The sequence below is a fragment of the Psychrobacter sp. M4 genome (assembly GCF_055699795.1).
This window is the reverse complement of sequence record NZ_CM146740.1, coordinates 2781623-2794182: the sequence shown is the minus strand read 5'-3', so window position 1 is coordinate 2794182 and position 12560 is coordinate 2781623. Positions and strand designations below refer to the sequence as shown.

General features: G+C 37.4%; 10 protein-coding genes. 8 read left to right on the top strand and 2 right to left on the bottom strand.

Annotated elements, in window-relative coordinates; genetic code table 11:
* Positions 1–35: 35 nt before the first annotated feature.
* Both ACR63N_RS11590 and ACR63N_RS11585 read left to right on the top strand, forming a co-directional pair.
* Positions 36–2990, top strand: coding sequence for a type III restriction-modification system endonuclease (locus ACR63N_RS11590; protein WP_472782050.1), 2955 nt, complete (start codon positions 36–38; stop codon positions 2988–2990).
* 73 nt (positions 2991–3063) lie between these two features.
* Complete coding sequence (locus ACR63N_RS11585) at positions 3064–5802, top strand: TrlF family AAA-like ATPase (RefSeq protein ID WP_472782049.1); 2739 nt, start codon at positions 3064–3066, stop codon at positions 5800–5802.
* 82 nt (positions 5803–5884) lie between these two features.
* Here ACR63N_RS11585 and ACR63N_RS11580 read toward each other — a convergent pair whose 3' ends face one another.
* Entirely contained in the window at positions 5885–6094 is a 210-nt protein-coding gene (locus ACR63N_RS11580) for a helix-turn-helix domain-containing protein (RefSeq protein WP_289000696.1), read from the bottom strand.
* Between the two features lie 84 nt (positions 6095–6178).
* Here ACR63N_RS11580 and ACR63N_RS11575 point away from each other — a divergent pair, with 84 nt between their 5' ends.
* The gene (locus tag ACR63N_RS11575; protein ID WP_472782048.1) at positions 6179–7471 is read left to right on the top strand and encodes a hypothetical protein; all 1293 of its coding nucleotides are present in this window, start codon (positions 6179–6181) and stop codon (positions 7469–7471) included.
* 128 nt (positions 7472–7599) lie between these two features.
* Complete coding sequence (locus tag ACR63N_RS11570; protein WP_472782047.1) at positions 7600–7848, top strand: antitoxin VbhA family protein; 249 nt, start codon at positions 7600–7602, stop codon at positions 7846–7848.
* 744 nt (positions 7849–8592) lie between these two features.
* Here ACR63N_RS11570 and ACR63N_RS11565 read toward each other — a convergent pair.
* Complete coding sequence (locus tag ACR63N_RS11565) at positions 8593–8979, bottom strand: elongation factor P hydroxylase (protein ID WP_472782046.1); 387 nt, start codon at positions 8977–8979, stop codon at positions 8593–8595.
* A gap of 206 nt (positions 8980–9185) precedes the next feature.
* Here ACR63N_RS11565 and ACR63N_RS11560 point away from each other — a divergent pair, with 206 nt between their 5' ends.
* From ACR63N_RS11560 to fabG, 4 genes are all read left to right on the top strand, one after another.
* A complete protein-coding gene (locus ACR63N_RS11560; RefSeq protein ID WP_367105732.1) occupies positions 9186–9779 on the top strand; it encodes a YceD family protein in 594 nt (197 codons plus the stop codon).
* 336 nt (positions 9780–10115) lie between these two features.
* Complete coding sequence (gene rpmF / locus ACR63N_RS11555; RefSeq protein ID WP_058368285.1) at positions 10116–10298, top strand: 50S ribosomal protein L32; 183 nt, start codon at positions 10116–10118, stop codon at positions 10296–10298.
* A 409-nt stretch (positions 10299–10707) separates the two neighbouring features.
* The gene (fabD, locus tag ACR63N_RS11550) at positions 10708–11676 is read left to right on the top strand and encodes an ACP S-malonyltransferase (protein ID WP_472782045.1); all 969 of its coding nucleotides are present in this window, start codon (positions 10708–10710) and stop codon (positions 11674–11676) included.
* Positions 11673–12401: a 3-oxoacyl-ACP reductase FabG gene (gene fabG, locus ACR63N_RS11545; protein ID WP_367105734.1), complete on the top strand. Its 729-nt coding sequence runs from the start codon at positions 11673–11675 to the stop codon at positions 12399–12401. Before fabD ends, fabG begins: the two co-directional genes overlap by 4 nt.
* Positions 12402–12560 lie beyond the last annotated feature (159 nt).

The following is a 12560-nucleotide window of genomic DNA, read 5'->3' as shown; positions in this document are numbered from 1 at the left end:
TATTTTCTTTTTCAACTTCATAGACGAGAGTGACCATGGCAGGCTTTAACTTTGAACCAAATCTATCTCACCAAGAGAAGGCGATTACTGCGTTAATAAAGTCATTTTTGAACGTAGAGTTCCATCCTTCAAGTGACTATATCATCAGCCAGTATATCAATCCTAAGATTAGCTTTAACGCTAGCGTATTAACTAGTGATATCAAGCAAACTCAACAAGAGAACGGTATATTTGGCACAGACAAGTGCAGTGATGATCTTGTGTTTGATATCTCAATGGAGACAGGTACAGGTAAGACCTATACCTATACCAAAACCATGTATGAGCTTAACAAAATCTATGGGCTGTTTAAGTTTATCGTTGTCGTGCCTACTCTTTCTATTAAAGCGGGTACGGTAAACTTCTTAAAAAGTGACGCTTTACGTGAGCACTTTCGCCATGATTTTCAAGGTGAGTATCATGATAAGCAAATTGTCATTTACGTGGTTGAAAGCAAAAAAAGTAAGAAAGGCAAAAGATCCTATATGCCAGAGTCTGTGACTCAGTTTGTCAATGCCAGTCACGGTGATAAGAGTAAAATTCACGTTTTGGTGATTAACCAAGGCATGATTAACTCACCTACTATCCAAGAAGAAAGGTTTGATCGCGCACTGCTCGGAGAGAAATATGATCGCGCCATCGATGCGCTAGCAGGTCTCAACCCTGTCGTCATCATAGACGAACCACATAAATTTCCACAGAAGGGTAAGACTTGGAAAAGCATATCGAACTTAAAAGCACAGTTCACACTACGCTACGGTGCAACTTTCAACGATGAATATAAAAATCTCATTTACCATCTAACTGCTATTGATGCCTTCAACCAAGACCTAGTCAAGGGAGTTACTGCTTACGTTGAAACCTTATCAGGCAATGATGATGCTAATCTCACTTTAAAGTCATTAGATGGTAAAAAAGCCGAGTTTGAGCTTAGCGAAAATGGTACTAAGACTCGCCATATACTTGGCAATAATGACTCGCTTTCAAGTATCCATTCAGCGATACACAGTTTAAATATCGAAAAACTAAATAAAACTACTTTGGTGCTCAGTAACGGTATTGAGCTTAAGAAGGACGAGAGTATTAATCCTTACTCTTATCATGAGTCACTTCAAGACAGTATGATTCAAAAGGCTATCAAAGAGCACTTTAAACTGGAGCGGGAGCTGCTTACTCGTAGTCCTCGTATCAAACCGTTAACGTTGTTCTTTATTGATGATATCGAGGGTTATAGAGACGGTAATGAGCTCGCTGGCAGTTTAAAAACACAATTTGAGACTTGGGTACTGGCAATAGCTAAGTCCTATCTTACCAAAGAAACAGATCCATTTTATAAACAGTATTTACAGCGTACTATTGAAGACATCAGTCTAACCCATGGTGGCTATTTCTCAAAAGATAACACGGGTAACGACGAGAAAATTGAAGCTGAGATCAACGAAATTTTGCATGACAAAGAAAGTTTATTGTCACTGGATAATCCAAGACGCTTTATTTTCTCTAAATGGACACTACGCGAAGGGTGGGATAATCCAAACGTCTTTCAAATCTGTAAGCTACGCTCAAGTGGTAGTACGACCTCTAAACTACAGGAGGTAGGACGAGGCTTACGACTGCCTGTTAATGAACACATGGCGAGGGAGAAGACTGATGACTTTCGCTTAAACTACTATGTCGACTTTACGGAAAAGGACTTTGTAGAGGAGCTGACCCAAGAGATTAATCAGACCTCTGCTTCAGAAGTAGTGCCAGAAGAGCTGAACAATGAGTTAGTTGAGCAAATCAAAAATCATTATGAAGTGAGTAAAAGAGAGCTCAGCAATCAACTTTATGACCAAAACTTAATTGATGATGACGAGAAGTTCTTGGAAGGTGGTTATCAAGCCCTTAAAGACCTCTATCCTGACGCCTTTGGTAAAGCACTTAAAAAAGGCAAAATTGAGAATAAGTCTAAAGAGGACATTAAATCTAAAACCAAAGTTAGACTTGGTAAGTATGAAGAGCTTAAAGCGTTATGGGAGCTAATTAACCAGCGCGCCATTTTAGAATATCAGTTTGAAGATGAGGGTAATTTTTATGAAAAGCTACTTATGGACTATCTCAAGCAAGAAATTACCGCTAATAACTTTAGTAAGACTGGGCTCGTAACAAAAGTATCGAATCTTCATATCCACAATAACCAAGCTGGTTATCAGAGTGTATATGACGATGAAGAAGACTTCGCAAAAATCAGCACAATGAGTTACGGTAGTTTTTTACGTCAGTTATCTGAAAAAACATATATAAAACTGCCAACCTTGCATAAAGCGTTCGTTACTCTCAAACATCTAAAAGACGAAGGTGAACAAGGTCTTGATATTAATGACTACTTGAACATCCAAACTATCCGTAAGTTTGCTGATGGGATAAAGCTGTATCTGTTCCAAAATGCTATGCAAAAATTTGAGATAGGCTATAACATCATATCTAATCAAGTTCATCCTACCAGCTATACAGATTCAAATGGCTCACCTTTACTCGAGTTAAAATCAGGTCAGCTAGGTGTTCATTATGATAACGGTAAGCCCGATGACGCTTATCTTTTTGAAGATGTCTTCTATGATTCGCCTTTAGAAAAGCAAAATATTCAAGAGAAGATAAAGCATGTGACGGTATTTAGTAAGATTCCTCGAAATTCAATCAGAATACCAATAGCTGGGGGTGGCACTTACTCACCTGACTTTGCTTATGTTGTTGAGACTGATAAAGGTCAAACGCTAAATTTAATTATTGAGACCAAAGACACTTCATCGTCTGATAACCTTAGAGCAGAGGAAAACCGCAAGATTAAGCATGCTGAGCGTTTATTTAATCAGATGGAAGCAGTCGGGCTCAGCGTGAGTTTTAGCACCCAGTTTCAAGATGATCTGGTGAAGGATATTATTAACAAGGCGTTAGATCGGGCTGGATGAAGGAAGATGCGTCAATAATGAGAGTAAACTAAATAATAACCGTAACATTTCATTGGGTAATAAGGACGTTAAGATGTATAGAGGTTCAGAATGGGGGCGTTGGGATTTACATGTTCATACAAAAGGAACTGCCAAAAATGATCAGTTTGGCAATATAACTTTCGATGAATACTGTGAGAATTTGTTCACTAAAGCTTTAGAGAAAGGTATTAAGGTTATAGGTATCACTGACTACTTTAGTATTGAAAACTTTGAAAAAGTTAAGATTTTTCAAGAGCATATTAACAAACATCCTTCATTCACTGAATCTCAAAAAGATGCGGTAAGTAAGATATTTCTAATACCTAATATAGAGCTTAGAATTACTCCAACTACTTCAAAGAGTAAACTAGTCAATATCCATATAATATTTAATCCAGAGATTATTGAAGATTTCAAAAGTGGGTTCATGACGAAAGTTGAAATGACAACTGACACTCAGCAAAAGTTCAATTTAACTAGACATGATGTTACAAGCTTAGGCAGACACCATGATTCTAAAGCCATCGATAACGATACTGCTTATAAAATTGGCTTAAGAGAACTGGTTATAAATCATACTGATATCATAGATGCTATAAATTCAAGAAAGATTTTATCTGATAATTGCCTCATATTTGTTTCTAATAACTCAACAGATGGTGTTTCAGGTGTTGGTAAGCATGAGGTTCCACCAAGAGAGTTAATGAATACAATTTACAGAACCTCTAACGGAATTTTCTCACCGAAACTATCTGATATTGAGTACTTTATAGGCAAAAGAGCTGATGATAAAGAGGAAATAATAAAAAAATATGGTTCATTAAAACCTTGTATACATGGTAGTGATGCTCATTGTTTAGAAGAGCTGTTTGACCCTGATCTGAATCGATACTGTTGGATTAAAGCTGAGCCAACCTTTGAGGGTTTAAAACAAATACTTCATGAGCCTGAAACACGCGTGTACATAGGCTCAAATAGACCAGAACCCAAGTTAGATTACGAAGTAATTGATAGGATAGAAATCAACAATGAAAACATAGGTACTAACGTTCTTTATTTGAATCCAAACCTTAATGCTATCATTGGTGGACGTTCTTCTGGAAAGTCTACCTTAGTCCAGTGTATTGCTAACAAGGTTGCTCCTAGTTCTCTGAAAAATGGTGAACCAGAAATTCATGTTCAAGAAATTTCAGATTGTATTAAAATAATTTGGCAGGATAATAAGGAAGATGATACAAGATCAATAGATTATTTTTATCAAGGTCATATGTTTCATAAAACACATGAAGAAGGTATTGAAAGTATAGTTAAAGACATCCTATTTCAATTAAACCCGAAAGTCTATGAAGATAGTGATAAGAACATTGCAGGGTTGAGACAGAAAAATGCTAGTCAGCTTTCAAGCTATTTTAGTAATCAAAGACTTATCAATCAGAAGCTTGAACAGTCAAGTAGCATTGGAAATAAAATCGATATATCACAGCAGATTGACAGATTAGATCAGTCAATAAACGAGTCTAGTATTGGAAGCTATACTCAGCATGAGCTTGAAGAGCATAGTCAAAAACAAGCTGCTTTGAAAAAGCTGGAGTATAGTCTCAGCACTCTTAAAAGCACTATAGAAGATATAAGTAATCTATCCGTAGAAAATGTATTAGAAATTAGCAATCCATTTTTAGATAATCCTTTTTACCAATATATAAAAGACACTACAGAAGAAAAGCTTAATAATATCGAAACGTTTGTTGAATCCCAAGTTGAAGAGTTAAAGCAAGTAGCAAAACTAGCTCTAAATACTACTAAGGATTATTATGAGAAGCAAATTTCTTTAATAGATACAGATAGTAAGTTTATCCAAATAGAGCAATACCTTAAAGCTACTGAGTCGATAAAGCCATTAATAGTCCAAAAAACTAAAGAAAATGAAAAGCTTGAAGTTATCATGCAGTTAGAAGATGAGATCAATGAAATTAGAAATGAATCTAGCGTAATTCTAACTAAAACTCATGATAATTGGCGTTTAATAAATAAAGAGCCCTTACTTCTAACTAAAGAGATTAAAGTGCTTGAGGATAATAGCTTAGAAATATCACCTATTCCAAAGTTTCAGGGCGAAAAATTTAATGCATTTATAGTCAAGTATATTAATCAACAACCAGAAAAAGCACAAAATTATGCAAATTTACAATTTTCCGATGTGGAAGCTTTATTTTTAGGTTTTATCGATATTAGTGAGGCACTAGAAAAGGGTTCAATTAAGCTAAAATCAGGCTTTACAGAAGAGAGTTTTCATTCTGAGTTCCTAACTACGACTTGGTTTAAGCTTAGCTATGATGTTCTTTATGAAGGTGACAGTTATATTGAGATGTCACAAGGTAAAAAAGCTTTTGTAGTTCTAAAGTTAAGCTTAGAGTGTAGCGAAAGGAAATGTCCGATAATAATAGATCAACCAGAGGATGATTTAGATAACAGAGCCATTTATACAGAACTTGTAACATACATTAAAGAGAAGAAATCAAAAAGACAAATTATCCTAGTGACACATAATGCTAATGTTGTAGTTAATGCTGATAGTGAACAGATTATAGTTGCGAATCAGCACGGGTCTAAAACTCCTAATAATGGCAGTAAAAAGTTTGAATATAAACTCGGTAGTATCGAGTCAAACGTTAAGTTTGATTCTGAACATGCGTCTATTTTAGAGTCCAAAACCATAAAAGAGCATATTTGTGAAATTCTTGAAGGTGGAAATACTGCATTTAAACTAAGAGAGCAAAAATATAATTTTTGATATATTGAAAGTATTACTAAACACTAGGTTTGCTATCTGATCATGTATCGATAACCAACCTAGTTCTTTTGAGAATATGATTTCAAATTAAATCTTTTATATCCACTTCTAGTGCATCACAAACTTCATACGCCTTTTTAAGAGTAACATTCTTCTCTCCACGCTCAATGTTTCCCATATAGCTACGATCAATACCTGCCATCTCCGCCAATCTTTCTTGGGATATTCCTTTGCTTTTTCGCATCTCACGGACACGCTTGCCAAAGGCAATCATACGCTCATCTGTTGTCATCTCATTAACCACTGCTAAAGATAGCAATACTCACAGTGGTAAGCTACAATATCCACGGGATATAGTCGGTATTGAGAGGTGGGCGTGAAAACTAAACTAGAGTATCAGCCAGACATAACAGAAACTAATAAGCTGATCTGTGAGAAGTACTGGTTAAGAGAAGGCGATAAACGAAGTGGTTTTATATATACCTGCAAAGAGATAGGTCGAGAGTTTGGTGTTAAGCATCAGGATATACCGAGTATCGTTAAAATAAATGCTCATCTTGTTGTACTAGACTGCCAATGCATAGACTGCGGTACAACTAAGATTTGCTATACTCGCTCACAGCTAACTCGATTGGATCTTATTAGATGGCGGTGTGACGATTGCGGGGAGGCGCTTGAAAAAAGGATGGATCAAGAGTACTTAGAGTATCGTCTTAAACAAAAGCGTTTAGAAGAAGGGATGAGACAGACTGCTTTAGAGTACATCAATCAATGCAGAAGCATTCAATTAAGCAGTATTCCTTCAATTACTGAGCTTAACGATGTGGATAAGCTTCTACTTGCAGCGACTGTAGAGAGTATAGGAGCAGATAATCTAAGGAATACAGTCTCTCTACATGACAATTTATCATTATCTTTATCACCGTTCTCTAGACTAGATGAAGAAATACTACAGCATCTCTTTAACCGAAATCTGCTTATACTCGCTCCTGAAAACAGCTACGAATACGTAACTATCAACGAAGAAAAAGAGCTAGAGATAGATTTCTATCAAGCGATCTTTGAGTTTGCTTATAGTATTGAGAATCTTACTAAAATCTTGATAAACGCTAAATCTAAAAAAAATACCAGTGCTCTAGTAGCGGATAGTCAATTTAAGAGCTGGTGTGAAAAGTTACAGCTAGGAGAGTGTTTAAGCTACCTGGTTACTAGAGCAAGACTGAACTATCTAGCACCTCCTATTGGCGACAAGCTAATTAGCATTCTCAGAGCATGTTTAGCTGAATGCTCTGTATCAATCATGCATTATGTCATTTGGAAGTCTGTTGAAAATGCTGCTGCATATGTACAAAAACCAGGTATTACTCGAAAACATGCTTCAAATTCTGTTTCTGGTAATATAGAAAGAGTTTTCGGTAAAATACATAGTGGTAGTTGGAGTCACAATAAATCTTTTCGCGATGCTAGCCACCCTCAGTCTGCAATGGCCAAAATATTTTTTGATTATGTATTTGGAGTAGATGATGGTGGTTTTCACCATACTCTTGATGAGCTATTCAGCCCATATAGGTCCCAAAAAACTTTAGAGCAAGTAAGTTACGCAACTCTAGGAGATGCTAGAAGTACGAATTATTCAGTCACAATCGCTCTTGATATTAAACAATCATGATTTACCGATGTCTAAATCATTAATACAATTAAATCAGCCGAATAAGACATAGCAATGAGAGAAGAGTTATCTAGATAGAAGACTATCTGACTTGCTGAACAATTTTATTACTACTGATAGGAGCTAGTATGGAAGATTCTAAACTTGAAGTATCGATTATTGATGATCGTCCTATCATCGTTAGCCAACAGGAAATAGAAAAGCGCCGCCGCATCAACTTTGATACTTTGGGTAGCTTTGCAGTCGATAATATTCCTACCAACCCAGATACTCAGCATATTTTTAGAGATTTTGAGGAAGGTAAAATTGCAACTAGCAAGGAGGTGAAGGCTCTACTGCATGCTCACTATACTAAGATAGCGCTCGAAGATAATTAGCTCTTATAGTTTGAGCCCGACGTTGCTAAACTATTACAGTATTACTTTTCACAGCCAGTATCGAAAGATGACACATAATTAATTGTGCTATTCAATCATATTTATCAAATCATTTCACCTATGTAAGATTACTAGTCCAACATCACTAACTCTCGTCCAGCTATCTTCGAAATAAAGAATAACTATCTTGCCCACAAACATAATAACGCTATAGCTAGTCAGCTTATTCGTTTAGTGAATAGATAAGCATTAAGACCTGATATCACCGTGATGAATTACATCCTTGGGTCTGCTTCTATCTACACTCGCTTGTTTTAATATTACCATCATTATATCCGTGTTCATATGGTTCGATATATTGCAACTGACAATACTATGTGCAAAGACGTTAATGATAAACATGAATAGCAGAAAACTACTTCTACCTATCTGACATAGATAAAATCTACTGGATTAGAGGATGGTACGATTGATCAAAAGTAACCATTAATAGATAAACGTAGCGAAGCGTACCATGTCCGCGTTTATAGTTTGGTAGGATGACATTAGAAAGGGCATTTCTGAAATTGTGAAAGATACCTGAAAAACTTAATTATTATGATATCTAATTGATAGAACGATCATTATCTTTTGGATAGGTAAAAGTGATTTATTCTGATAGATGGTAATAATCACCGAAGTGATAGTTTTAATTTAGATGCTTACAGATAATATAGCGATGTACACTATTAGAATAAGAGGTTTCTAGCATGTCAACCTATAAAGAGATGTGTGTATCTCATGTAAAGCACTAGCAAAGAAGCCATGTGCAAATTCAATACGCGCAGGTTGATTAGGTTTAGCAGGAAAGTATTCAGGTTCGTTGTCACCATGTTGCAGTTGTACCTGCTGTTTGGCAAACAAGGTATTGAACAATATGATCAGCTCAGTAGTCGCTTCGTCTTCGTTGTTTGTACGCTTTAAACAAAGAGAGTGATTATACAAATAGTCGTGGTCATAAAATTCTTCATTGGCGCCTAGTAGCTGATATTGTTGTTCAATGAGACTGCCAAGTTGAGACAATAATATTGATGCGTCGTCAAAGGCCAATAATGTAGTGAAACTAGGAGTGTTGACAACATGAGTGTTCATACTGAGGGTCATAAAATAGATATTGTATTGACTATAGGTTAAGAAGGTTGAGAGCAACTAATAACTATGCTACCAATAACTATATAGGTAAGAACTAGCTGAGCGCGAAAAAGTAAAAATCGTAACATACTAGCGCTAGCGTAGTACAACGCTTTGCATTAGTATGACAGGCAATATTATACACTGTTTTGATCAAAGAGGCGCTTATGTCAAACCCTAAATCTAATATCCAAGCCAATGATCGCAACGACGACAACCAAATAGCTCATTTAGCAACTATGCCTGAAAATATTGTTTTAGATAAGTGGGCTGAGAGTGGTTTTGAGTGGTCAGGTGTAGTAGCTCCAACTTCTTTTGAGCGCCTATCTGCTCTGTTAACCGATGATCACGAACAGAGTAATTTGCAGCTAAGTACGCGTCTGTATCGTCAGAGTAATGTCATACACCTAGCCACTCACCTAAAAGGTGAGGTGTGGTTGACTTGTCAGCGCTGTCTACAACCGGTAGCAGTCGATCTCACTGATGATTATGATATCGCTTTACTCGAAGATGATAGCCAAGTTGGTCTGATTGACGAAGAAACACAAGACTACTTACTACTTGATGAAGTAATTAGCGAACAAACGCCTGAGCGTCTGTTACCTATCAAAAAAATGATCGAAGATGAGATTATACTTAAAACTCCTATGGCCCCTAAACACGATGACTGTGAAATGGCAGCTTCACAAGTAGGAGACATACCAGAAGAAGAGACAGAAAACCCTTTTGCTGCTTTAGCAGCTCTAAAGGGCAAACTATAAATCTGCTACTAATTTAGGTATAACCTAATTTTTCACAGGTTTTGTAGGTAGCAGTTAAACGCAGGGCTTTATTAATGACTCAAACATGCGTATAATGTCCGGTTTATTGCATTCTGGCAACAAGCCATGGAAAACTAAAAACTGACTGGGTAAATTATATAAAATTTAGCTTCAGTGAGTATTTTAAAAACATGGTCAATCATTTAGTGGTGCGTAAGACTTAGGTTGTTGCAATTATATAGCCTCTGTCAGTATCAATTAACACTAAGTCTTAAGTAAACCTAAGTCTTAATCTAGTAATTTTAAGCTTATCCCCTTTAGTATAGGAGCTATATCATGGCCGTTCAAAAAAGTCGTAAAAGCCGTTCTCGTCGTGACATGCGCCGTTCACATCATCATATGAGTGTGGCTGAACTAAGCGTAGACGCTACTACTGGTGAAAAGCATCGTCGTCATCATATGACTAAAGATGGTTTTTACCGTGGTCGTCAGTTGTTTAAAGTTAGTCAAGAAGCTTAAATTATTGTCTAGATAGCTATGAGAGTAAAAACAGTGAAATGTTAATAACTACTTGCTGTTACTGCTACCCAATCTTTTTAGACAATATATTTAATTAAGCTAATAAAAGCCAAGTTATTTCGCTATCATATACAGTATAGCCGGATAACTTGGCTTTTTACTGTTCTACTGTTTGTCTAAATTACTATCAGTGAGCTTAGTAGTTATTCATTATTGATGTTAATCGTAGCAACGAGCGCTTATTAATCACTGAATTTAATTGTTATTAGTATTCTACTAGCTATAATGATTGAACAAGACAGTATATAGCTAACTTACAATCAGCCGTGGTTACGGATTCAACAAACAATCTTCATAATAGCGTCCAGTAACTTTAAAGACGTCACTAAGTATTTAAGGACTATTGACTATGGTATCTACACCCGATACAACACCAACACTACCACCTCGTATCGCCGTCATTTTTCCTGGACAAGGCTCACAAGTAGTAGGCATGACAGCCGAGCTTGCTGAGCTTTACCCAGAGATTCAGGATACTTTTGCTGAGGCAAGTGAGGCTTTAGGTGAGGATTTATGGGCAATCTGTCAAAACGAAGAGAAGCTTAACCAAACCCAGTATACTCAGCCCGCGCTGTTGACCGCTAGTATTGCTATATGGCGTATCTTACAAGACAAATTAGATAAAGCTCCTCATTATTTAGCTGGCCATTCATTAGGTGAATATAGTGCCTTGTGTGCATCCGGAGTTATCTCTTTAAAAGACGCGGTACAACTCGTCCATAAACGCGGACAGCTGATGCAAGAAGCTGTTGCTGATATCGATACGGCGATGGCTGCCGTACTAGGGCTTGAGGATCAGCGTGTTGAAACGCTGTGTGAACAGGCTACAGAACATGTCGAAGGTGCAGTCGTGGGAGCGGCGAATTTTAATAGTCCGGGTCAAGTGGTGGTGTCTGGTAATGCAGTTGGGGTCAGCGCTGTTATTGACAAGGTGCAAAATACTGGCAAAAAAGCAATTCCTTTAAAGGTAAGTGTACCTTCGCATTGCGCGCTTATGCAGCCTGTCAGTAATGCTCTTGCAGAAGCACTTGCTGCTATCAAATTTGAGCAACCAACTATTCCAGTTATCCAAAACCGACATGCTCAAGTTGAAACCAATATTCAAGATATAAAAAAAGCTTTAACAGAACAGCTTAGTGAGCCTGTACTTTGGTCCAAAACGATGCAAGAGCTGGCAGACAAACATATTGATATACTAATCGAATGTGGCAGTGGTAACGTACTGAGTAATTTGGCTAAACGTCAAGCGAATCCTATTGCTAGCTATCCAGTCGACAAGCCTGCCCGAATGGAAAAACTAATGGAGGTGTTATCATGAGCCGAACTATTGTGTTAGTAAGTGGCGCTAGTCGCGGAATCGGTAAGGCGGTCGCTAAACGTTTTGCAAAAGAAGGCCATTTTGTCATAGGAACGGCGACCACAGAGAAAGGTGCAGCGCTCGTTGATGATTATTTGCATGATAGTGGTGGTATCGGACGGGTATTGGACGTCCGTGATGGCGAGCAGATAGACAAACTGTTTGAAGAGATAGAAAGCGTATATGGTGTGGTACAAGTACTGATAAACAATGCTGGTATTACGCAAGATGGTTTGCTTATGCGCATGAAAGATGAAGACTGGGAGAGCGTGGTAGATACCAATCTAACCTCAGTTTATCGTATGAGCAAACGCGCGATACGCGGTATGATGAAAGCGCGCCGTGGCCGCATTATTAATATCAGCTCAGTAGTTGCAAAAATGGGTAACGCTGGACAGTCCAATTATGCGGCGACCAAAGCAGGCGTTGAAGGATTTAGTCGTACGCTAGCGCGCGAGATTGGATCACGTCAAGTAACGATAAACTGCGTGGCGCCCGGTCTTATAGAAACCGATATGACCGATGAGCTTGATGAGCGTCTGCTTAACTCTATGCTCGACGCTGTCCCTATTGGCCGTCTAGGACAACCTGAAGATATCGCAGCGGCTGTATTATTTTTAGCCAGTGATGAGGCTAGTTATATTACCGGTGCGGTAATACCCGTTAATGGCGGCATGTATATGTAGCTCTATAATTTGCCAAAGATTATAATAAGAAACACTTTACACTTGTATAATAAAAAAAATTGTGTACGAGTGTAAACTGTAATTAATGGTGCTATAATAACAAACACTTTTAGGCGCAAGACCTATAGTATGATAAAGTCTTGTGAGATATTGAATAAA

What these genes read in the sequence shown, in the direction of transcription:
- ACR63N_RS11590 (WP_472782050.1), top strand. Translation starts at nt 36, where the DNA reads ATGGCAGGCTTTAACTTTGAACCAAATCTATCTCACCAAGAGAAGGCG.
- ACR63N_RS11585 (WP_472782049.1), top strand. Translation starts at nt 3,064, where the DNA reads ATGTATAGAGGTTCAGAATGGGGGCGTTGGGATTTACATGTTCATACA.
- ACR63N_RS11580 (WP_289000696.1), bottom strand. Translation starts at nt 6,094, where the DNA reads ATGACAACAGATGAGCGTATGATTGCCTTTGGCAAGCGTGTCCGTGAG.
- ACR63N_RS11570 (WP_472782047.1), top strand. Translation starts at nt 7,600, where the DNA reads ATGGAAGATTCTAAACTTGAAGTATCGATTATTGATGATCGTCCTATC.
- ACR63N_RS11565 (WP_472782046.1), bottom strand. Translation starts at nt 8,979, where the DNA reads ATGAACACTCATGTTGTCAACACTCCTAGTTTCACTACATTATTGGCC.
- ACR63N_RS11560 (WP_367105732.1), top strand. Translation starts at nt 9,186, where the DNA reads ATGTCAAACCCTAAATCTAATATCCAAGCCAATGATCGCAACGACGAC.
- rpmF (WP_058368285.1), top strand. Translation starts at nt 10,116, where the DNA reads ATGGCCGTTCAAAAAAGTCGTAAAAGCCGTTCTCGTCGTGACATGCGC.
- fabD (WP_472782045.1), top strand. Translation starts at nt 10,708, where the DNA reads ATGGTATCTACACCCGATACAACACCAACACTACCACCTCGTATCGCC.
- fabG (WP_367105734.1), top strand. Translation starts at nt 11,673, where the DNA reads ATGAGCCGAACTATTGTGTTAGTAAGTGGCGCTAGTCGCGGAATCGGT.